The 19,196-nt window shown below is 45.2% G+C and carries 29 protein-coding genes; 2 read left to right on the top strand and 27 right to left on the bottom strand.

Annotation, left to right across the window (positions count from 1 at the left end):
- Window positions 1-27: 27 nt before the first annotated feature.
- The 27 genes from secY to ACS8FD_RS04705 form a co-directional block, all read right to left on the bottom strand.
- Window positions 28-1,359 carry a preprotein translocase subunit SecY gene (gene secY / locus ACS8FD_RS04835; RefSeq protein ID WP_439274738.1) on the bottom strand — a complete coding sequence of 444 codons (1,332 nt, stop codon included), beginning with the start codon at window positions 1,357-1,359 and terminating at the stop codon, window positions 28-30.
- 19 nt (window positions 1,360-1,378) lie between these two features.
- Window positions 1,379-1,819 carry a 50S ribosomal protein L15 gene (gene rplO / locus ACS8FD_RS04830; RefSeq protein ID WP_439244095.1) on the bottom strand — a complete coding sequence of 147 codons (441 nt, stop codon included), beginning with the start codon at window positions 1,817-1,819 and terminating at the stop codon, window positions 1,379-1,381.
- Window positions 1,819-1,998 carry a 50S ribosomal protein L30 gene (gene rpmD, locus ACS8FD_RS04825; RefSeq protein WP_010196714.1) on the bottom strand — a complete coding sequence of 60 codons (180 nt, stop codon included), beginning with the start codon at window positions 1,996-1,998 and terminating at the stop codon, window positions 1,819-1,821. The genes rplO and rpmD overlap by 1 nt, the downstream gene beginning before the upstream one ends.
- Before the next feature lie 20 nt (window positions 1,999-2,018).
- Entirely contained in the window at window positions 2,019-2,534 is a 516-nt protein-coding gene (rpsE, locus tag ACS8FD_RS04820) for a 30S ribosomal protein S5 (RefSeq protein ID WP_439244093.1), read from the bottom strand.
- A 2-nt stretch (window positions 2,535-2,536) separates the two neighbouring features.
- A complete protein-coding gene (gene rplR, locus ACS8FD_RS04815; RefSeq protein ID WP_025644381.1) occupies window positions 2,537-2,887 on the bottom strand; it encodes a 50S ribosomal protein L18 in 351 nt (116 codons plus the stop codon).
- Between the two features lie 11 nt (window positions 2,888-2,898).
- Entirely contained in the window at window positions 2,899-3,432 is a 534-nt protein-coding gene (gene rplF, locus ACS8FD_RS04810; RefSeq protein ID WP_439274706.1) for a 50S ribosomal protein L6, read from the bottom strand.
- Between the two features lie 305 nt (window positions 3,433-3,737).
- The gene (gene rpsH, locus ACS8FD_RS04805) at window positions 3,738-4,136 is read right to left on the bottom strand and encodes a 30S ribosomal protein S8 (protein ID WP_025644385.1); all 399 of its coding nucleotides are present in this window, start codon (window positions 4,134-4,136) and stop codon (window positions 3,738-3,740) included.
- An 11-nt stretch (window positions 4,137-4,147) separates the two neighbouring features.
- Window positions 4,148-4,453: a 30S ribosomal protein S14 gene (gene rpsN, locus ACS8FD_RS04800; RefSeq protein WP_299040099.1), complete on the bottom strand. Its 306-nt coding sequence runs from the start codon at window positions 4,451-4,453 to the stop codon at window positions 4,148-4,150.
- A 12-nt stretch (window positions 4,454-4,465) separates the two neighbouring features.
- On the bottom strand, window positions 4,466-5,002 hold the full coding sequence (rplE, locus tag ACS8FD_RS04795) for a 50S ribosomal protein L5 (protein WP_439274705.1): 537 nt from the start codon (window positions 5,000-5,002) through the stop codon (window positions 4,466-4,468).
- A gap of 21 nt (window positions 5,003-5,023) precedes the next feature.
- The gene (gene rplX / locus ACS8FD_RS04790) at window positions 5,024-5,341 is read right to left on the bottom strand and encodes a 50S ribosomal protein L24 (RefSeq protein ID WP_317200609.1); all 318 of its coding nucleotides are present in this window, start codon (window positions 5,339-5,341) and stop codon (window positions 5,024-5,026) included.
- 8 nt (window positions 5,342-5,349) lie between these two features.
- Complete coding sequence (rplN, locus tag ACS8FD_RS04785) at window positions 5,350-5,718, bottom strand: 50S ribosomal protein L14 (protein ID WP_317200662.1); 369 nt, start codon at window positions 5,716-5,718, stop codon at window positions 5,350-5,352.
- Between the two features lie 181 nt (window positions 5,719-5,899).
- A complete protein-coding gene (rpsQ, locus tag ACS8FD_RS04780; protein WP_025644394.1) occupies window positions 5,900-6,175 on the bottom strand; it encodes a 30S ribosomal protein S17 in 276 nt (91 codons plus the stop codon).
- Entirely contained in the window at window positions 6,172-6,369 is a 198-nt protein-coding gene (rpmC, locus tag ACS8FD_RS04775) for a 50S ribosomal protein L29 (RefSeq protein WP_110923946.1), read from the bottom strand. Before rpmC ends, rpsQ begins: the two co-directional genes overlap by 4 nt.
- Complete coding sequence (gene rplP / locus ACS8FD_RS04770) at window positions 6,369-6,782, bottom strand: 50S ribosomal protein L16 (RefSeq protein ID WP_025644399.1); 414 nt, start codon at window positions 6,780-6,782, stop codon at window positions 6,369-6,371. Before rplP ends, rpmC begins: the two co-directional genes overlap by 1 nt.
- Window positions 6,783-6,785: 3 nt before the next feature.
- Window positions 6,786-7,514, bottom strand: a complete 729-nt coding sequence (rpsC, locus tag ACS8FD_RS04765) for a 30S ribosomal protein S3 (RefSeq protein WP_439244087.1) — start codon at window positions 7,512-7,514, stop codon at window positions 6,786-6,788.
- Between the two features lie 3 nt (window positions 7,515-7,517).
- Window positions 7,518-7,847, bottom strand: a complete 330-nt coding sequence (gene rplV, locus ACS8FD_RS04760; RefSeq protein ID WP_025644408.1) for a 50S ribosomal protein L22 — start codon at window positions 7,845-7,847, stop codon at window positions 7,518-7,520.
- Between the two features lie 10 nt (window positions 7,848-7,857).
- Window positions 7,858-8,133 carry a 30S ribosomal protein S19 gene (gene rpsS / locus ACS8FD_RS04755; RefSeq protein WP_439244085.1) on the bottom strand — a complete coding sequence of 92 codons (276 nt, stop codon included), beginning with the start codon at window positions 8,131-8,133 and terminating at the stop codon, window positions 7,858-7,860.
- An 11-nt stretch (window positions 8,134-8,144) separates the two neighbouring features.
- Window positions 8,145-8,975, bottom strand: coding sequence for a 50S ribosomal protein L2 (gene rplB, locus ACS8FD_RS04750; protein ID WP_439274704.1), 831 nt, complete (start codon window positions 8,973-8,975; stop codon window positions 8,145-8,147).
- 11 nt (window positions 8,976-8,986) lie between these two features.
- Window positions 8,987-9,337, bottom strand: coding sequence for a 50S ribosomal protein L23 (gene rplW, locus ACS8FD_RS04745; RefSeq protein ID WP_025644414.1), 351 nt, complete (start codon window positions 9,335-9,337; stop codon window positions 8,987-8,989).
- Window positions 9,334-9,936, bottom strand: coding sequence for a 50S ribosomal protein L4 (gene rplD, locus ACS8FD_RS04740; protein ID WP_025644417.1), 603 nt, complete (start codon window positions 9,934-9,936; stop codon window positions 9,334-9,336). The genes rplW and rplD overlap by 4 nt, the downstream gene beginning before the upstream one ends.
- Before the next feature lie 14 nt (window positions 9,937-9,950).
- The gene (rplC, locus tag ACS8FD_RS04735; protein ID WP_439274703.1) at window positions 9,951-10,589 is read right to left on the bottom strand and encodes a 50S ribosomal protein L3; all 639 of its coding nucleotides are present in this window, start codon (window positions 10,587-10,589) and stop codon (window positions 9,951-9,953) included.
- A gap of 48 nt (window positions 10,590-10,637) precedes the next feature.
- Complete coding sequence (gene rpsJ, locus ACS8FD_RS04730) at window positions 10,638-10,949, bottom strand: 30S ribosomal protein S10 (RefSeq protein ID WP_025644420.1); 312 nt, start codon at window positions 10,947-10,949, stop codon at window positions 10,638-10,640.
- A gap of 422 nt (window positions 10,950-11,371) precedes the next feature.
- Window positions 11,372-13,015, bottom strand: a complete 1,644-nt coding sequence (locus ACS8FD_RS04725; protein WP_439274702.1) for an Rne/Rng family ribonuclease — start codon at window positions 13,013-13,015, stop codon at window positions 11,372-11,374.
- A 132-nt stretch (window positions 13,016-13,147) separates the two neighbouring features.
- On the bottom strand, window positions 13,148-13,807 hold the full coding sequence (locus ACS8FD_RS04720) for a Maf family protein (RefSeq protein WP_439274701.1): 660 nt from the start codon (window positions 13,805-13,807) through the stop codon (window positions 13,148-13,150).
- A 90-nt stretch (window positions 13,808-13,897) separates the two neighbouring features.
- The gene (gene mreD / locus ACS8FD_RS04715) at window positions 13,898-14,383 is read right to left on the bottom strand and encodes a rod shape-determining protein MreD (protein WP_439274700.1); all 486 of its coding nucleotides are present in this window, start codon (window positions 14,381-14,383) and stop codon (window positions 13,898-13,900) included.
- Window positions 14,384-14,514: 131 nt separating this feature from the next.
- Entirely contained in the window at window positions 14,515-15,369 is an 855-nt protein-coding gene (gene mreC, locus ACS8FD_RS04710; protein WP_439274699.1) for a rod shape-determining protein MreC, read from the bottom strand.
- Window positions 15,370-15,519: 150 nt separating this feature from the next.
- On the bottom strand, window positions 15,520-16,557 hold the full coding sequence (locus tag ACS8FD_RS04705) for a rod shape-determining protein (RefSeq protein ID WP_025644429.1): 1,038 nt from the start codon (window positions 16,555-16,557) through the stop codon (window positions 15,520-15,522).
- Between the two features lie 665 nt (window positions 16,558-17,222).
- Between ACS8FD_RS04705 and gatC the strand changes: the two genes are divergently transcribed.
- Window positions 17,223-17,549, top strand: coding sequence for an Asp-tRNA(Asn)/Glu-tRNA(Gln) amidotransferase subunit GatC (gene gatC / locus ACS8FD_RS04700; RefSeq protein WP_439274698.1), 327 nt, complete (start codon window positions 17,223-17,225; stop codon window positions 17,547-17,549).
- A 92-nt stretch (window positions 17,550-17,641) separates the two neighbouring features.
- Window positions 17,642-19,138, top strand: coding sequence for an Asp-tRNA(Asn)/Glu-tRNA(Gln) amidotransferase subunit GatA (gene gatA / locus ACS8FD_RS04695; protein ID WP_439274697.1), 1,497 nt, complete (start codon window positions 17,642-17,644; stop codon window positions 19,136-19,138).
- Window positions 19,139-19,196 lie beyond the last annotated feature (58 nt).

Below are 19,196 nucleotides of genomic sequence, written 5' to 3'. Positions count from 1 at the left end.
TGCTCCTTGAATAATCACCGCACTCGCTTATGGCTGAGTGGGCGATTGAATTAACGTCTGATCATGGTATTGATGGGTCATCAAATGCGCTTGAATTTGCGAGATGAAGTCCATTACCACAACCACCATAATCAGTAGCGACGTACCACCAAGTTGGAACGGCACACCAAATGAGGATTGAACGACCATCGGCATCAAACAAATAACCGTCATGTACATCGCGCCTATGAAGGTCAGTCGATTTAAGACGTGGTCAAGATAACGCTGAGTTTGTTGTCCGGGGCGAATACCTGGAATATACGCACCACTACGTTTAAGGTTTTCAGCAACCTCGCGTGGACTAAAAACCAATGCCGTATAAAAATAGCAGAAGAAGATAATCATCGCGCCGAATAGAACTAGATAGAGCGGTTGTCCAGGAGACAACACTAAAGCTATATTCTGTAATATCTTTTGGGTAAAAGTAGGATCAGCGGATTGACCAACCCACTGCCCTAAACTCGCTGGAAACAGTAATAAGGAGCTGGCAAAAATAGCGGGAATAACCCCTGCCATATTTAGCTTAAGCGGCAAATGCGACTGCTGCTGAGCATAAATTTTGCGACCTTGTTGCTGTTTTTGCGCGTAGTTTACGGGGACACGGCGCTGCGCACGTTCGATATAAACGATACCCGCAGTTACCGCGATACCTAATACTACAAAGATAAAAAGTACAATCAAGTTCATCTGACCTTGATTGACCTGTTCGATCGATTGCGAAATCATACCTGGTGTACCGGCGACAATACTCGCAAAAATGAGCATTGAAATACCGTTACCTACGCCGCGTTCTGTAATTTGCTCACCAAGCCACATTAAGAACATAGCGCCTGCAACCAATGAGGTCACAGCAGGAATGTAAAAGGTCAAACCGCTAGATAAAGTCAGATTCTGACTGATCAGGCCGGCGCACATCCCTAATGACTGCACTAGTGCTAAAGCAAGCGTCCCTTGACGGGTATACTTGTTCAGCGTGCGTCGACCTGCCTCCCCCTCTTTTTTGAGGGCTTCAAGCGAGGGTACGACGGCGGACATCATCTGTACAATAATTGACGCTGAGATGTACGGCATGATACCTAGTGCCATAATCGACATACGCTCAAGCGCTCCACCTGAGAACATATTGAACATGCTCAAAATAGTGTTTTCGTTACGCGAGAACAGATCTGCCAAATTAACGGGGTTAATACCCGGTACCGGAATATGCGACCCTAAACGATAAACAATCAATGCGCCGATCAAAAATAACAAACGCGTCCAAAGCTCATCATACTTACGTATAAAAGCAAAAGGATTGAGCGGAATACCACTTGAGGTCATTGATTGTTTTGACACGTTACTACTCCTCGATGCTACCACCAGCAGCTTCGATTGCTTGCTTAGCGCCTTTCGTTACTTTGATACCTTTAAAAGTATAAGCTTTAGTAACTTCGCCTGATAGCATAACACGGGCACGTTTCATGTCGTGACGGATAAGATTAGCTGCTTTTAGAGTCTCTAAGCTAACCACATCGCCTTCAACTTTATTCAGCTCAGACAAACGTACCTCAGCGGTAGTCATTGCCATTTTACTGGTAAAGCCAAATTTAGGTAGACGGCGATATAAAGGCATTTGACCACCTTCAAATCCTGAACGAATGCTAGAACCTGAACGTGATTTTTGACCTTTAACACCGCGGCCACCTGTCTTACCAAGACCTGAACCGATACCACGACCACGACGCTGGGCGGTTTTTTTCGCGCCAACACCTGGTGATAATTCGTTTAATCTAAGTCCCATTACGCTTCCTCCACTTTTACCATGTAGTTGACGCGATTAACCATACCACGGGTTGAAGGCGTATCTTCAACTTCTACAGTATGATTAATACGGCGTAAACCCAATCCTTTCAAGCTCGCTTTGTGGCTCTTGAGGCGATGGGCACCTGATTTAAATTGAGTGACTTTCATTTTTTTCATCGTAACTCACCTAGTCTAAGTTAACCCAAGATTTCGTCTACAGATTTACCACGTTTCGCTGCCATCTTTTCTGGAGTTGACATATCACGTAAACCGTTAAATGTCGCGCGAACGACGTTAGCAGTATTGGTAGAACCATAACATTTAGTCAAAACATCTTTGACACCAGCAACTTCTAATACCGCACGCATTGCGCCACCAGCGATAACGCCAGTACCTTCAGATGCAGGCTGCATAAAGACTTTACTTGCACCATGACGTGCTTTGATCGGATGATATAAGGTAGCTTCGTTCAGCTCAACCGTAATCATATTGCGTTTTGCTGCTTCTAAAGCTTTTTGGATAGCAGCAGGCACTTCGCGGGCTTTACCACGACCGAAACCAACGCGACCATTACCATCACCCACTACTGTCAAAGCAGTGAAAGAGAAGATACGACCACCTTTAACCACTTTTGCAACGCGATCAACGGTAACTAGGCGTTCTACTAAACCATCGCTTTGTTCATTTTTATCATTTCTATCGTTTCTAGCCATGATTAAAACTCCAATCCATTTTCGCGAGCAGCTTCAGCTAAAGCTTTTACTCGACCATGATATTTAAAACCACTACGGTCAAAAGCAACTTTAGTGATACCAGCTGCTTTTGCGCGTTCTGCGATCATTTGTCCTACAGACGTCGCTGCATCAGCGTTACCAGTCGCGCCTGAACGCAAGCTGCTGTCTAAGGTAGATGCCTGAGCGATCACTTCACCACCGTTCGGAGAGATAATCTGGGCATAAATGTGCTTTGGTGTGCGGTTCACCGTTAGACGATTAACGCCTAAATGACGGATATGTGCACGGGTTTTCTTAGCTCGACGCAGACGAGCTGCTTTTTTATCAAACATGTCCTCTCACCTTATTTTTTCTTGGCTTCTTTGCGAATCACCTGTTCGTCACTATAACGAATACCTTTACCTTTGTAAGGCTCTGGTGGACGGAAACCACGGATATTAGCCGCTGCTTGACCAAGCTGCTGTTTATTGTTTGATTTCAAAACAATTTCAGTTTGCGTTGGTGTTTCAGCTGACACGCTTTCAGGCAATGTATATTCTACTGGATGTGAATAACCTACGTTTAAGGTTATTTTATCGCCAGCAGCTTGTGCGCGATAACCAACACCGATTAGCTGAAGGCGCTTCTCGAACCCTTCACTAACGCCAGTAACATGATTGTTAAGCAAGGCGCGAACGGTGCCAGTGTGCATCATGGCTTCTTTTGAGTCGACTGTAGGTGAGAGAATGATAGCATCATCTTCCTGTTTCAGCTCGACCAATTCATGCAGGTGTAAAGACAAAGTACCGTTTTTGCCTTTCACTTCGACCTGCCGATCGTTCAAAGTAACACTTACGCCGCTAGGCAGTGTCACTGGGGCTTTAGCCACACGAGACATAGGAATATTCCTTAAAAAAATTAAAACTTCTATTAGTCAGCCTTAATAAAACCCAAATAATTATGGATCTTTATTATAGCGAAAAAACTAACAGGCCAAAAAGCGTGTTAGTTTATCATAATTGACCCAATTTAGCACCTATCAATTTAATAAAATTATTAGGTTCTAAAGTTAATCTTAGACTTATAGTCTGTTATGTGAAAAGCAACTACATACAAATAACTATAAGTCTAATAAGGTCTAAACAGACTTCATTGCTTTATTACTTAATGCATTGCACGCTAAAAAAGCGTAAAAAATGCTGATTAAGCAACAAAGGCAACGATTTCACCACCGATACCAGCAGCGCGGGCAGCACGATCACTCATGATACCTTGACTGGTTGATACGATAGCAACACCCATACCTTGCTTAACAGTAGGGATGTTATCTTTACCGCGATGCTGGCGTAGACCAGGACGGCTATAACGTTGAATCGTTTCGATGACAGCTTTGCCTTCGAAGTATTTTAGCTCAATAGTTAATGTCGCTTTGTTGTTCGCTTCTTCGCTAACTTCAGCGCTGGCCACATAACCTTCGCTAACCAATAGATCAGCGATAGATTTACGTAGTTTTGAGCTTGGCATAGCTACGGACACTTTATTAGCCATTTGTGCGTTACGAATACGGGTTAGCATATCCCCAACAGTATCTTGCATACTCATGTGATTACTCCTTACCAGCTTGCTTTACGAACACCAGGCACATCGCCTTGCATGACACGCTCACGCAGAATATTGCGTGATAAGCCAAACTTACGGAAATAGCCATGAGGACGACCAGTGATAGCACAACGGTTACGTAGACGTACTGGCGATGAGTTGCGTGGTAGGGCTTGTAGCTCTAACATCGCGTCCATACGCTCTTCGTCACTTGCGTTGATGTCACTGATAGTTTCTTTTAGCTTCACACGCTTTTCAGCGTATTTAGCAACCATTTTTTCGCGCTTTAATTCGCGGTTGATCATGCTCTTCTTTGCCATAACGTCTTTACCTTATTTAAATGGGAAGCCGAATGCTTTGAGTAACGCACGACCTTCTTCATCAGATTGAGCTGACGTAGTAATTGTCACATCCATACCACGGATACGATCAATCTTATCAAAATCTACTTCTGGGAATACGATTTGCTCTTTAATACCCAATGAGTAGTTACCACGTCCGTCAAAAGCCTTAGGTGAAAAACCACGGAAGTCACGAATACGAGGAATCGCAATAGCAATGAGACGATCTAAAAATTCGTACATTTGCTCACCGCGAAGCGTTACTTTACAGCCAATTGGCCACTCTTCACGAATTTTGAAACCAGCAACTGATTTGCGTGCTTTGGTAACCACAGGCTTCTGACCAGCAATAGCGGTCATATCTGCTACGGCACCTTCAAGTAATTTCTTATCTTGTGATGCGCCGCCGACACCCATGTTTAATGTGACTTTAGTGATTTTAGGCACTTGCATCACATTTTCTACACCGATTTCTTTTTGAATCTGTTGCTTGAGTTCATTGTTATATAAAGCTTTTAATCTTGCCATTACTATTACACCCTTAGTGTCTTACGCAGTCGCCACTACTTCACCATTTGAGCGATAAACGCGTTGTTTAACGCCTTCATCATTCGTCTGATAAGTAATACGGTCTGCTTTTTGGGTTTGCGCATTTAAGATTGCGACATTTGAAATATGCAAAAAGGCTTCTTGCTTAACGATACCGCCTTCAACACCAGTCGCCTGATTTGGCTTTTGATGTTTGGTGACGATGTTAATGCCTTCAACTTTGATGCGATCGTTTTTAACAGCTTGTACAGTACCTTGCTTGCCTTTGTCTTTACCAGCAATCACGATAACTGTATCGCCTTTACGTAATTTAGCCATGGGTTACCTCACAATACTTCTGGTGCTAGGGATACAATTTTCATAAACTGATCACCACGTAGTTCACGAGTTACCGGTCCAAAAATACGAGTTGCAATAGGTGCTTTATTTTGATTGAGCAATACCGCAGCATTGTCATCAAAACGAATCACTGAACCATCAGGGCGACGAACGCCTTTTTTGGTACGTACAACTACCGCATTCATCACGTCGCCTTTTTTAACACGACCACGAGGAATAGCTTCTTTAACCGTTATCTTAATGATATCGCCGACAGATGCATAACGACGATGAGAACCACCCAGTACTTTAATGCACTGAACTCTTCTTGCACCGCTATTGTCTGCAACTTCCAGCATAGATTCGACCTGAATCATAGCGTTACTCCACACGTATGAGCAATAAAAGCCAGTTGCTGCCGCTAGCACAGTATGAGTAAGCGGCAGGTTTATACTAGTAGCCGCATTTTACTCATAGGTGTGTGATAAACGCTCGGCGCAATCAGCATCCCTAAAAAGGCGGATATTTTAACAGCTTCTGACTTTCAATGCAATTTACTTAAATTTTTTCTACAGTTTCAACCACGTCAACTAAAGTCCAAGACTTCGTTTTTGAGATTGGACGCGTTTCTTTGATGCGGACAAGGTCGCCTTGTTGGCAAACATTGTTCTCATCGTGGGCTTTGATTTTAGTAGAACGACGAAGCTGCTTGCCATACAAAGGATGACGAACCAGACGCTCAATCAAAACCGTGATGGACTTATCCATCTTGTTGCTGACAACACGACCAGTTAGGACGCTAGCATTGGTAGTTGCTTGATTGTTATCGCTCATGAGTCGCCTCGTTGTTTCTCGTTGATCAAAGTCTGAAGCTGAGCAATCGTACGACGATTGCCTCTGACTTCATGGGTATTCCCCAACTGACCGGTTGCTTTAGCCATACGAATACGGAAAGCATCAAGTTGCTTTTCATCAAGTAACTGGGTCAGTTCTTCTAATGATTTATCACGTAATTCACTGATCTTCATTACATTATCGTCCGCTTAACAATGGTAGTTTTAAAGGGCAGTTTTGCTGCTGCAAGCGTTAAGGCATCGCGAGCAAGCTCTTCTGAAACCCCTTCGATTTCATATAGCACTTTACCAGGTTTGATTTCGCAGACCCAATACTCGACAGGACCTTTACCTTTACCCATACGTACTTCGAGAGGCTTATTAGTAATCGGCTTGTCTGGGAATACACGAATCCAAATCTTACCGCCACGCTTAATCTTACGGGTGATGGTACGACGTGCTGCTTCAATTTGACGGGCAGTCATACGACCACGAGTCAACGATTTTAGACCAATTTGTCCGAATGCAACGGTGCTTCCACGATGAGCGAGCCCTGTGTTACGACCTTTGTGCATTTTACGAAACTTGGTACGTTTTGGCTGTAACATAGTTTAACCTCTGTCTGAGTTTCGACGGTTTCCGTTTCCGCGACCACGGCGTTTTGGCGCACGAGTCTGCTCTTCTTTGACCGGATTATAAACACTGTTCATACCGTCAAGGATTTCACCGCGGAAGATCCAAACTTTTACACCGATAGTGCCGTAAGTGGTTTCCGCACGTACTGATGCATAATCAATGTCAGCACGTAGTGTATGCAAGGGCACACGACCTTCACGGTACCATTCAGTACGAGCAATCTCAGCGCCGCCTAAACGACCAGAGAGCTCAACTTTGATACCTTTAGCACCAGAACGCATGCTGTTTTGTACCGCGCGCTTCATAGCACGGCGGAACATTACACGGCGCTCAAGCTGGCTACCGATACCATCTGCTACCAGACGGGCATCAAGATCAGGCGAGGTGATTTCTTCAATGTTGACCTGAGCAGGTACGCCCATAATTTTGGTCAATTCTTTTTGAAGTCTTTCGATATCTTCGCCTTTCTTACCGATAACGATACCAGGACGCGCAGTAGCGATGGTGATCTTAGCGGCGCCAGTAGGACGCTCGATCGTGATGTTGCTGATCATAGCGTTATCTAGCTTTTTACGTAGATATTCACGAACTTGAATGTCATTGATGAGGTATTCTGAGTATTGCTTTGGATCAGCATACCAGTTTGCGTTATGCTTTTTGACAACACCAAGACGAATTCCGATTGGATGTACTTTCTGACCCATAGCTTATTCTCCTACCTTTATAGTGATATGACAGGTACGCTTACTGATACGATCAGCGCGACCTTTAGCACGTGGTAGGATACGCTTTAGCGTAATGCCTTCATCAACGTAGATAGTCGCGACTTTTAGGTCATCGATATCTAAGCCGTGATTATGTTCGGCATTGGCGATGGCTGAGTTAAGGCATTTCTTAACGAACACAGCGCCTTTTTTATTGCTATACGTTAGGATATCCAAAGCACGCTCAATCGGCTTGCCACGAACTTCATCAGCAACGAGTCTAACTTTTTGTGCCGAGATGGCGGCACCGCGTAATTTTGCAGTTACTTCCATGGTAAGCACCTTATCTTTTTGCTTTTCTGTCAATGCCGTGACCACGATACGTACGAGTCGGGGCAAATTCACCTAGTTTATGACCAACCATCTGCTCGCTGATAATGACAGGTACGTGAGTACGGCCATTATGAACAGATAACGTTAAGCCAACCATTTGGGGCAGAATCATCGAGCGACGCGACCATGTTTTAATGGGCTTGCGTGAGTTGGTGTCAATTGCAGTCTCAACTTTGGCAAACAAATGCGCATCAATGAATGGACCTTTTTTCAATGAACGAGGCATGAAATTCTTCCTTATTTCTTCTTGGCGCGGCGGCGACGGATGATCATATTGTCAGTACGCTTATTATGACGCGTTTTAAGTCCTTTAGACTTCTGACCCCAAGGGCTAGTTGGATGGCGACCTTTAACACGACCTTCACCACCACCATGTGGGTGATCAACCGGGTTCATAGCGACACCGCGGACAGAAGGACGAACACCACGCCAACGTGAGGCACCGGCTTTACCAAGTGACTTCAAGTTGTTTTCAGTGTTTGATACTTCACCGATAACCGCACGACACTCAACGTGTACACGGCGAGTCTCGCCTGAACGTAGACGTAGAATGGCGTAAATACCATCACGACCTAGTAATTGTACGCTTGCACCCGCTGAACGAGCCATCTGTGCGCCTTTACCGATTTTAAGCTCGATATTATGGATCACAGTACCCAAAGGGATGTTTTTAAGCGGCATACAGTTACCTGGGCGAATCGGAGCAGTATCGCCCGATATTACAGCATCACCAACTTTTTGCTTCTTAGCAGCAATGATATAACGGCGTTCGCCATCAGCATACTTAAGTAGAGCAATATGAGCAGTACGGTTAGGATCGTATTCGATACGCTCGACCGTGGCTGGAATATTATCTTTAGTACGTTTGAAGTCAATGATACGATAATGATGCTTGTGACCGCCGCCAATATGACGAGTGGTTATGCGACCATTGTTATTACGACCACCTGACTTACCTTTTGATTCGACAAGTGCTGCATAAGGACGACCTTTATAAAGGTGTGGATGCACCACTTTTTCAACAAAACGACGGCCTGGTGATGTTGGCTTTGCTTTTACGATAGGCATGAGTGTAATCCTTATTCGTTGTTCGCTGTTTCACTAGTAGAATCAGTCGTGTTTGCGACTTCTTCACCAGCATCAGCCATTTGTACATCTTGACCAGCTTTTAAGGTAACATAGGCTTTTTTGAAGTCATTACGACGGCCGATGCTTCTACCAAAACGCTTTGTCTTACCTTTAACATTCAAAGTGTTCACCTTAGTGACTTCAACACCTTCAAACATCAACTCAACTGCTTTTTTGATTTCAAGCTTAGTGGCATTAGAATCAACTTTGAATACTTGCACACCAAATGAATCACCAAGCATTTGAGATTTTTCTGAGAATACAGGCCCTCTTAAGACCTGATAAAGTCTTGCGTTATTCATGCTAGTGCTTCCTCAAATTGTTTCGCAGCTTCAACTGACATGATGACTTTGTCAAAGGCGATCAGGCTCACTGGATCCACTTCAGATGTACCTAGTACATTGACGTGTGGAATGTTGCGAGCGGCTAAATATAAATTCTCGTCAACTTCTTTGGTGACGATTAATGCACGAGGTGCATCTAATTCATTTAGCTTTGCGATCAGCTCTTTGGTCTTAGGTGCAGAAACACTTATCTCTTCAACCAAAATCAAACGCTCTTGGCGAATGAGTTCAGCTAGGATGCACTGCATAGCACCGCGGTACATTTTGCGGTTAACTTTTTGTGACCAGTCTTGTGGTTTCGCGGCAAATGCACGACCACCAGAACGCCAGATTGGGCTACGAATAGAGCCTGCACGAGCGCGACCAGTACCTTTTTGGCGCCATGGCTTAATGCCACCGCCAGAAACTTCGGCACGGGTTTTTTGCGCACGTGTACCTTGGCGAGCACCAGCTAAATAAGCGGTGACGACTTGATGCACTAATGCTTCGTTGAATTCACGACCAAAAGCCGTATCAGAAAGCTCAACCGCCGCACCTGTAACTGTTTTTAAATCCACGTTAATCCCCTTGCTTAGGCTTTGACTGACGGACGTACGATGACGTCGCCACCGGTGGCACCAGGGATGGCACCCTTGATGACAAGTAACCCTTTTTCAGCATCAACCGAGACCACTTCTAGGCCCTGAACGGTGACGCGCTTGTTACCCATCTGACCTGGCATCTTTTTGCCTTTAAATACTTTACCTGGTGACTGGTTTTGACCAGTAGAACCAAGGGCACGATGAGAGACTGAGTTACCATGAGTGGCGTCTTGCATGCTAAAGTTATGACGCTTTACGCCGCCTTGAAAGCCTTTACCTTTACTCTGTCCTGTGACATCAACAATCTGACCTTGTTCGAACAAGTCAGCTAGGATCTCACCACCAATCTCACGACCTTCAAGATCGCTATCATTAGTACGAAATTCCCAAACACCACGGCCCGCTTTAACGTTAGCTTTTGCGAAGTGACCTTTTTGAGCTGCAGTTACGCGGCTGTCACGACGAGTGCCTGTGGTGATTTGAATGGCTTGATAACCATCTACGTCATTACTTTTTACTTGAGTAATGCGGTTTGCATCGACCTCAATCACAGTAACAGGGATAGAAACACCTGCTTCTGTGAAGATTCGGGTCATGCCGCATTTTTTACCGACTAAACCGATCGCCATTTTAAACCTCTTTATATCTTCTATTAATGGATTGGGCGTTGTTGCGTATTAACCCAAAGCAATTTGGACGTCAACACCTGCCGCTAAATCTAACTTCATTAACGCGTCCACAGTTTTGTCAGTAGGCTGAACGATATCAACCATACGCTTGTGAGTACGGATTTCGTACTGATCACGAGCGTCTTTGTTGACGTGTGGCGAGGTTAAAACGTCGAAGCGCTCAATGCGAGTCGGCAACGGTACAGGACCACAAACTTGCGCACCGGTGCGCTTTGCTGTATCAACAATCTCTTGTGCCGATTGATCAATCAAACGATGATCAAAAGACTTAAGACGGATACGGATTCTCTGGTTAGCCATGCCAGCAAGCTCCTAATATGTGCTTTGTTCATTCTTGCGCTGCAAGTGGATAAACATAAGCCGTTTGGTTAAAGATCTACTTTAAGCGGCTTCCCATTCTGTCTCAGAATTGTCTCTTGAAGAGAACCAGCAGCGTGCTAAAAGCAAAATAATTTAAAGCCCCACCGATTCTTCCAGTTATCGGAAAATCAGCAAAGCCATAATGAAATAGTGCTAGAAACGATGCTCTAGCTGTCATAGCGCCCACTGTTTTATGGCGGCGCATATATAATTCAGTGGTGTGTATTATACACACCTTGTCGCTCATTGCAAGGCTAATCTCTATTAATCTCTAGCTTATTCTGCATTGCGAGTAGCTCAATAAGCGGGCTATCGGGTCGATTTTTTACCTGATATGCTTATTTTAATCGCTACTTTTAAAGTTAGTCCAAAACGATATCGTACTGCTCTTGAGTATATAAATTCTCCACCTCAAAGGTAATAACGCGACCTAATAGGTATTCTAAATCAGCAACAGTATCAGCCTCTGTGGTTAATAACAAATCTATCACTGCCGCATGCGCGACAACGATAAACTTCTTCGGTGAGTTGTAGGTGCGCGCGCAGCGCATAATCTCGCGAAATATCTCAAAGCAGACGGTCTCAGCGGTTTTGACAAACCCGCGTCCCTCGCAAGTAGCACACGGCTCACACAGCTGTTGGCCTAATGACTCACGCGTGCGCTTGCGGGTCATCTCAACTAAACCCAGCTCACTGACTTGGGTGATATTAGTTTTGGCATAATCTTCGGTCAATTGCTGTTGCAGGCTACTTAGGACATCATCTTTATGCTCTTGCTCAAGCATGTCGATAAAGTCGAGAATAATAATACCGCCTAAGTTACGTAGACGCAGTTGGCGTGCTATGGCGTGCGTCGCTTCAAGGTTAGTTTTATAAACCGTATCTTCAAGCGATCTACCACCAACGAAGGAGCCAGTATTGACATCGATAGTGGTCATCGCCTCAGTTTGATCGATAATCAGATAGCCGCCTGATTTTAGATTCACCCGGCGTTTGAGAGCATCGCTTAGATCATCTTCAACACGATGTACGTCAAATAAGGCGGGCTCAGCGGTATAATGGGTAATGCGGTCATAAACAAAAGGCACAAACTCTTTGGCAAAATGACGCAGTTGCGCGTAGATTTGCGCGTTATCAATAATGACCTTTTCGGTATCAATATGGACTAAATCACGAATGGAGCGCAGCGGCAACGACAGCTCTTGATAAATCAGCTCTGAGCTTTGATGATGGCTCATTTCTTGCCGGCGAGCACCAATAGTACGCCATAGCTGCAACAGATAGTAGATATCTTCTTCAAGCTTATTTACCGGGACGCGCTCAGCGGCAGTACGAGCGATCAGTCCACCTTGCAGGTTGACCGTTTGCATCAGACAAGTCAGCTCAGTCTTTAGGCGGCTGCGCTCCTCCTCGCCATCGATACGCTGGGAGATGCCGATATGATCGCTGGATGGCAAATACACCAAATAGCGCGACGGCAAAGAGATATTGGTGGTAAGGCGCGCGCCTTTACTGCCTAGCTGATCTTTAGTGACTTGCACTAAAATACGCTGACCTTCGTGCAGGCGATGTTGAATGAGGTTTTGGCTAGCTGCTGAGACAATTTCGGTGGTTTTGACTTCTGTACTTTCAGCGCTTATCACCGGTGGCGTTGCAGCGAGTGTCGACACTAAGCTTTCAGCTTTGTCTTGTTGCATCTTAAGCGTGCTAGTCGTTTGGTTATCACTCGCTTGTGGATTTGCCTTCTGGCTAGGCTCGCCTTGACTGACAGGTCTAGGGGGGCGCTGCATGTCATTGACGTGCAAAAAAGCAGTACGCGATTGGCCAATGTCGACAAAAGCAGCCTGCATGCCAGGTAGCACCCGTACCACTGTCCCTAAATAGATGTTGCCAACTAAGCCAAGTTTATGATGGCGCTCAATGTAGATCTCACTGAGTACCCCATTATCCATAACTGCTACGCGCGATTCCATCGGACTAACATTTATCAGCAGCTCTTCAGACATAATGCCTCTTCTTATATGGTCTTATATGACACAGCTTTATTGACAGTGACTCTCTTTAAAGATTTATAGTGTAGCAAATAGCACACTCTTCTGCCCACTACCCTGCCGTATCATTATGTGAGTTTGCTTCTCTTAGCTGACTTGCAGCTCGTCAATCAAGGCTAAGGTTTGTGCCAAAGGTAGGCCTACCACATTAGTATAACTGCCATTGATACGGGTGACCCAAGCGGCTGCCAATCCTTGTATAGCATAGCCACCCGCTTTGTCTGCTGGCTCACCGCTATCCCAATAGCTATTCATCATCGCGCTAGTCAATGGAATAAAGCTGACATCGGTACTCTCCATAATTTGTCGCTTGGCTACGATCTGCCACTGCGCTTCATCTCTGCCTGCATTAATGAGCTGCACTTTGACCGCGCGCACTGCCGTCCAGACTTGATGAGTGCTACCTGACATCTGCTGCCACATGCTATGAGCATGAGCGCGATCGACAGGCTTGACCAAAACTGTTCTGCCATCGGCTAGCACGCCAATGGTATCTGCGGTCAAAACAATAGCCGTATGCATGCTTGAAAAGTCCACACGCTCAGCACTAGCTGCTAGCTGTAAATTCAACTGCTCAATAGCCGCATGAGACTTATCTTTGACCATACGTTCTATATAAGGGGTTGGCAGCTCATCAGTAAGGGGTGTTTCATCGATATCGACACTCATGGTGTTAAAGCTTAATTGAGCCAAAGCTAGTAGCTCATGACGACGCGGCGAGCCGGACGCTAAAATGATATTAGACATAATATGCTTACAGATTTATTAATAAAGGCGAGGATTTATGCATTCCCAAAAGCTTATAGTTAAGCTCAGTCTGTAAACCAATAACTAAGCTTAACGAGCAAATTTGCGTAAAGCTAAGAGTACCAATGGCCAGCTAATGATACTTAACACTAATGAAAAAGCAGACTGAGCGACAAAAGTGCTTTGAGTTATTATCTGTAATAGCCACAGGGTCAATTGAAATATAAATAAGCTCAAACCAGCGATCATCCAAGCGCTAAGAGTATTTAGCTGCTTAAGATAGATACTGATAAGTTTAATCGTAAAAGCGACTACAACAGCGGCAAAAGCCTGCTGCCCAAGGAGGCTATCGGTCAATAAATCAGCGATAAGACCCACAGCAAAGGCAAGAAAAACACCAGCATAGCGTGGCTGGAATAATAGCCAAAAAATAAGCACCATTACCATAAATAAAGGTCGTAGCGTTGCCAAGTATTGGTTTAGAGGATAGACGCTAAGCGATGAAGCGACTATAAAGCTCAACACTATGGCGCTTATTAATAGCCCAGTAGGGTGTTCAGAGTCCGGATACGCCATAAGTGCTACCTGTGCGAAAACTTAGCGATGATTACTGATAGGTTTGCTAAGCATGGATGAAAACACTTAAAAATTGATAACTGAGTTATGATTAGAAGTGATACTTATACAACTCTAAACTGGTTGACTGGTTAATTACTAGCTGCCTTACGAATCGGTCGCTCTTTATCCTGCAGCACTAAGACGTAGGCATTGTCGACAAAATTGGCCGCCGGCGTCACCTTGATGCTCTTAAAGTTATCCGCTTGCGTGTCTTCGATATGCGCAATCGTACCGACGCGGTAGCCTGCTGGAATGCGGCCGCCAAGGCCTGATGATATCAGCACATCACCAACGCGCACGTCTGAGGTTTTAAACACGTAGTTTAGACTCAAAGAGGTAGGCAAACCTACACCAGTAACGATAGCGCGCTGGCCGGTGCGCTTGACCGTCACAGCCACTGATTGCTGCTCATCACTAATGAGTAATACGCGGCTGGTATTAGGATAGACATTAATGACTTGCCCTAATATGCCATGCTCATCGATGACGGTTTGTGCCACTTGGACGCCATCACGCTCGCCTTTGTTAATCACCACGATTTGCTTGAGCAGGTTAGTATCGGTGCCAATAACTTGCGCCAGATTGAGATCGAATTGCTCAGGCCTTGTGGTCGATAAAATACCTTGCAATCGCGCATTTTGTGCCAAGATATAATCTTGCTGTTGTAGCTTGGCCTGCGCATGTAGCAATTGCGACTTGAGTTGCACGTTTTCGCGGCGCAGCGACTCTTTTGATTGTAAGCGGCCGCTCGCCCAGTGTTTGGCATAACTTGGTAATATTGCTGACTGGTAAATCGGCTGCATAGAGGCGTGGCTAGTATCGCGTATCGGCTTAAACCATTCTGGGTTTTTACTATCGAACCACATCAAAACCAAAGCCACTATCAGAGCGATAGCAGTGATGCGTAATGACAAAGGCTGACGAGCAAAAATACTTGGAGTCATATAAGATCTAGCTTCTCTAAAGAATATAAAGTTCTAAGCGCTTAATACAGTCTTGCACTAATAGTGGCCTTGAGCTGATAACAATAAAGGCCGTCTTAATGACCGCCTTTATCAATAAATCTAATGATGGTTGCTTATTTATTCAGGCGTTTAGACAAAGATCATATTCAAGCTTTTATTATTAATAAAATCAAGCGCCATACCGCCGCCGCGACTGACACAAGTTAGCGGATCTTCAGCGACCGTCACTGGTAAACCAGTCTCTCTAGAGACGAGTTTATCTAAATCGCGTAGCAAAGCGCCGCCGCCAGTCAAGACGATACCGCGCTCAGCGATATCCGAAGATAATTCAGGCGGCGTCTGCTCAAGCGCGGCTTTTACCGCACTGACGATACCGCTCAAAGGATCACTTAACGCCTTTTGAATCTCTTGCGAATTGATCGTAAAGGTCTTTGGCACCCCTTCAGCCATACTACGGCCACGAACCTCTACTTCTAGCTGCTCTTCTTCATTGAGCGCTGAACCGACTTCAGTCTTGATGCGCTCGGCAGTTGTTTCACCGATAACGCAGCCGTGAGTACGGCGTACATGAGTGATGATCGCTTCATCAAAGATATCACCGCCAATACGGATAGATTCGGCATAAACACAGCCAGATAGTGCAATAACCGCAATCTCAGTGGTGCCGCCGCCGATATCAACCACCATAGAGCCGCTCGCTTCATGGACTGGCATGCCTGCGCCAATAGCGGCCGCCATCGGTTCTTCTAACAATAACACTTTGCTTGCGCCCGCTGAGGATACCGCTTCGCGAATCGCTTTGCGCTCTACTAGCGTTGACTTACAGGGTACACAAACCACCACGTTAGGCTGAGCCAAAAAGCGCTTGGCCTTTACTTTGGTAATAAAATGCTTGAGCATTTTTTGTGTCACCTCAAAATCAGCGATGACACCATCTTTTAAGGGTCTAATAGCGGTAATATTAGCCGGTGTTCGACCGAGCATTTGCTTAGCATCGATACCTACGGCGGCAACCGTCGGATTTTGGGTGCGATTGCTGCGCAAAGCAACGACCGTCGGTTCATCGAGTACTACCCCTTTATTAGGGATAAAAATTAAGGTGTTGGCAGTGCCAAGATCAATGGCGATGTTACTTGATAAAAATCCAAACAGGTTCATGACTATTATATCCAGCGTCTTACAAATGAAGGCAAATGAGGCGAATGAAGCGGCTAAGGCGTACTTGTTGGCGTTGCAAGCTCAGCTTTTACCGCCTATGGTAATCAAAGATTACCTATGCAACAAGAGGGCCCTAAACTACAAAGGTGAAAGTGGGCTAAATTATACCGATTTGAGATAGAAAAAACATGGGTATTTATAGGGATGAAGCAATAAATAACATCTTAAATGCTAGAATTTGTTACAAAAACTAAAGCGATGCCGTTCATAATTGCTGTCACTAAGATACAAGGTATCACCTCTGCATGCTAGCTTTTATTATGACGCTATACTCATAACAACAGATTCATAGATGAAATGGACTTTCATTCAGATATGATGAAATAACAGTAGCAATAATGACCATAATAATAGAAATAAAGATCCGGTTTAGTACCAAGTCGTCAATACATTGTGGTCAATTGGTGGCTAATATACACCTCTACTCTGTAAACTTAGGCTAGATGCTTTATAATAACAATCATATGACTATCACTCATCAGCTACCCCTTTAAGTTTTTGAATTTTAAACTTTTGCATACTGGTAAGCTTCTCTTATTTGAGCTTCTATTATTAATAAGACTTATCAAGGGGCTGCACCCCTATCTACTATTTTACTTTCTGTTGGAGAAATTATGTCACAGCAAGCACCCGACAAAACCTCTATTGATCACGACCATGTGAGCCGTGAAGAGATTTTAGACATCGCCACCTTAGCACGTTTAGGAGTGGATAAAGACACCGCTGGTAGCTACGCTGAAGATATCAGTAAGGTTTTGGGGTTAATGAAAACTTTAGGCCGCGTTGATACCACAGGCGTTACGGCTTTATCTAATATTCATGAAGTCTGCCAAGAGCTGCGTAGCGATGTCGCCAAGCACGATATCGACCGCGAGCGTAACCAATCGGTGGCGCCTGCAGTTGAAGAAGGTCTGTATCTCGTACCGCAAGTGATTGAATAACTTTCTAGACACCAGCTTATTACGCCCTTCTACTTTTATTTCTCATTTCGCTTTATATCCATTAGCTTCATAACTATAACGGACGACACCTTATGTCTGAGATGCATCTCTTATCTACCGAGCAGCTGATTACAGGCTTGCAGGACAAACAATTCAGCAGCGCGGAATTAACCGAACACTATATCAAACGTATAGAAAGCTTAGATAATAAAATTAATAGCTTCATTACTACTACCTTTGACAGCGCTCGTGCGCAAGCAAGCGCTGCTGACGAGCTACGCGCGCAAGGCGATAAGCGTCCACTACTGGGTGTGCCGATGGCGCATAAAGATATCTTTTGTACCCAAGGCGTGCTCACCACTTGCGGCTCAAAGATGCTGCATAACTTTGTCTCGCCTTACGACGCGACTATCGTTAGCAATATCCGCGAGGCGGGAATGATTAATCTAGGTAAGCTCAATATGGATGAGTTCGCGATGGGCTCAGACAACAGCAGCTCTTATTATGGCAAGGTACAAAACCCTTGGAACTTAGAGCGCGTCCCTGGCGGGTCATCTGGTGGTAGTGCAGCAGCAGTAGCAGCAGGCTTTGTGCCTATGGCAACGGCTAGCGATACCGGCGGCTCTATTCGCCAGCCGGCATCATTTTGTGGTCTAACCGGTATCAAGCCGACTTATGGCCGAGTCTCGCGTTTTGGCATGATTGCTTATGCGTCGAGTCTCGATCAGGCCGGCACTATGGGCCGCAGCGCTCAAGACTGCGCTTATTTGTTGCAGCCGATGGTCAGCCACGATTCGCGAGACGCAACTTCAGTCCTACATGACATCCCAGATTATGTACAAGATATCAAGGATGCCGAAGCGGCTGCTGGCGACAAACCTTTTGCTGGACTACGGATCGGTGTCGCGAAGGAATACTTCACCGAAGGCTTGAATAAAGAGGTCGAACAAACCGTACGCGCTGCCCTAAAACAATACGAAGAGCTAGGCGCGACGATTGTAGAGGTTAACATTACCAATCCTGATATCACACTAGCGACTTATTATATGCTTGCCCCTGCTGAGGCTTCCTCCAACTTGTCACGTTTCGATGGCGTGCGCTTTGGCTATCGCTGCGCGGATCCAAAGGATCTGACTGACCTCTATACGCGTACGCGTTCTGAAGGTTTTGGCCCTGAGGTGCAGCGCCGTATCTTGACTGGCACTTATGCGCTATCAGCAGGGTACTTTGATGCTTACTATATCAAAGCACAAAAAGTACGTCGTATGATCGTTGAAGACTTCGATAAAGCCTTTGCTAATTGCGATGTTATTGCCAGTCCAACCGCACCGACCGCTGCATATAAGCTCAGTGATAATCTAGATCCAGCCGCTATGTATCTAGGCGACGTCTATACTATCGGGGTCAACTTGGCAGGCCTGCCCGCGCTTAGCCAACCAGTAGGTCTAACCTCTGAGGGGTTACCGGTAGGTCTACAGCTCATTGGTCAGTATTGGCAAGAAAGTAAACTGCTTAGCACCGCGCATCTCTTCCAACAACATACCGATCACCATTTACAGCACTCGCTTATCGCGAAGGAAAACGTATAAGCTATCTGTAGACGATTGAAGCACTTACTGTATAAGACTACTTGATCTCGCACGAGTA

This window comes from Psychrobacter sp. 1U2 (genome assembly GCF_051847575.1).
The sequence above is the reverse complement of the archived record's forward strand: the minus strand, read 5'-3'. Positions and strand labels throughout refer to the sequence as shown.

Coding starts and splice junctions, on each gene's coding strand:
- rplN (WP_317200662.1), bottom strand. CDS start 5,718: ATGATTCAGGTCGAATCTATGCTGGAAGTTGCAGACAATAGCGGTGCA.
- rplP (WP_025644399.1), bottom strand. CDS start 6,782: ATGTTACAGCCAAAACGTACCAAGTTTCGTAAAATGCACAAAGGTCGT.
- rplB (WP_439274704.1), bottom strand. CDS start 8,975: ATGCCTATCGTAAAAGCAAAGCCAACATCACCAGGCCGTCGTTTTGTT.
- rplF (WP_439274706.1), bottom strand. CDS start 3,432: ATGTCTCGTGTGGCTAAAGCCCCAGTGACACTGCCTAGCGGCGTAAGT.
- ACS8FD_RS04720 (WP_439274701.1), bottom strand. CDS start 13,807: ATGTCTAATATCATTTTAGCGTCCGGCTCGCCGCGTCGTCATGAGCTA.
- rpmD (WP_010196714.1), bottom strand. CDS start 1,998: ATGAAAAAAATGAAAGTCACTCAATTTAAATCAGGTGCCCATCGCCTC.
- rplC (WP_439274703.1), bottom strand. CDS start 10,589: ATGGCGATCGGTTTAGTCGGTAAAAAATGCGGCATGACCCGAATCTTC.
- rplO (WP_439244095.1), bottom strand. CDS start 1,819: ATGGGACTTAGATTAAACGAATTATCACCAGGTGTTGGCGCGAAAAAA.
- rpsN (WP_299040099.1), bottom strand. CDS start 4,453: ATGGCAAAGAAGAGCATGATCAACCGCGAATTAAAGCGCGAAAAAATG.
- secY (WP_439274738.1), bottom strand. CDS start 1,359: ATGACCTCAAGTGGTATTCCGCTCAATCCTTTTGCTTTTATACGTAAG.
- rpsH (WP_025644385.1), bottom strand. CDS start 4,136: ATGAGTATGCAAGATACTGTTGGGGATATGCTAACCCGTATTCGTAAC.
- rplX (WP_317200609.1), bottom strand. CDS start 5,341: ATGGCTAAATTACGTAAAGGCGATACAGTTATCGTGATTGCTGGTAAA.
- mreD (WP_439274700.1), bottom strand. CDS start 14,383: ATGGCGTATCCGGACTCTGAACACCCTACTGGGCTATTAATAAGCGCC.
- rplV (WP_025644408.1), bottom strand. CDS start 7,847: ATGGAAGTAACTGCAAAATTACGCGGTGCCGCCATCTCGGCACAAAAA.
- rplR (WP_025644381.1), bottom strand. CDS start 2,887: ATGTTTGATAAAAAAGCAGCTCGTCTGCGTCGAGCTAAGAAAACCCGT.
- rpsC (WP_439244087.1), bottom strand. CDS start 7,514: ATGGGTCAGAAAGTACATCCAATCGGAATTCGTCTTGGTGTTGTCAAA.
- rpsE (WP_439244093.1), bottom strand. CDS start 2,534: ATGGCTAGAAACGATAGAAATGATAAAAATGAACAAAGCGATGGTTTA.
- rpsS (WP_439244085.1), bottom strand. CDS start 8,133: ATGCCTCGTTCATTGAAAAAAGGTCCATTCATTGATGCGCATTTGTTT.
- rplE (WP_439274705.1), bottom strand. CDS start 5,002: ATGGCAAGATTAAAAGCTTTATATAACAATGAACTCAAGCAACAGATT.
- rpmC (WP_110923946.1), bottom strand. CDS start 6,369: ATGAAGATCAGTGAATTACGTGATAAATCATTAGAAGAACTGACCCAG.
- ACS8FD_RS04725 (WP_439274702.1), bottom strand. CDS start 13,015: ATGTCTGAAGAGCTGCTGATAAATGTTAGTCCGATGGAATCGCGCGTA.
- gatC (WP_439274698.1), top strand. CDS start 17,223: ATGTCACAGCAAGCACCCGACAAAACCTCTATTGATCACGACCATGTG.
- rpsJ (WP_025644420.1), bottom strand. CDS start 10,949: ATGGCTAACCAGAGAATCCGTATCCGTCTTAAGTCTTTTGATCATCGT.
- gatA (WP_439274697.1), top strand. CDS start 17,642: ATGTCTGAGATGCATCTCTTATCTACCGAGCAGCTGATTACAGGCTTG.
- rplW (WP_025644414.1), bottom strand. CDS start 9,337: ATGAATAACGCAAGACTTTATCAGGTCTTAAGAGGGCCTGTATTCTCA.
- rpsQ (WP_025644394.1), bottom strand. CDS start 6,175: ATGAGCGATAACAATCAAGCAACTACCAATGCTAGCGTCCTAACTGGT.
- mreC (WP_439274699.1), bottom strand. CDS start 15,369: ATGACTCCAAGTATTTTTGCTCGTCAGCCTTTGTCATTACGCATCACT.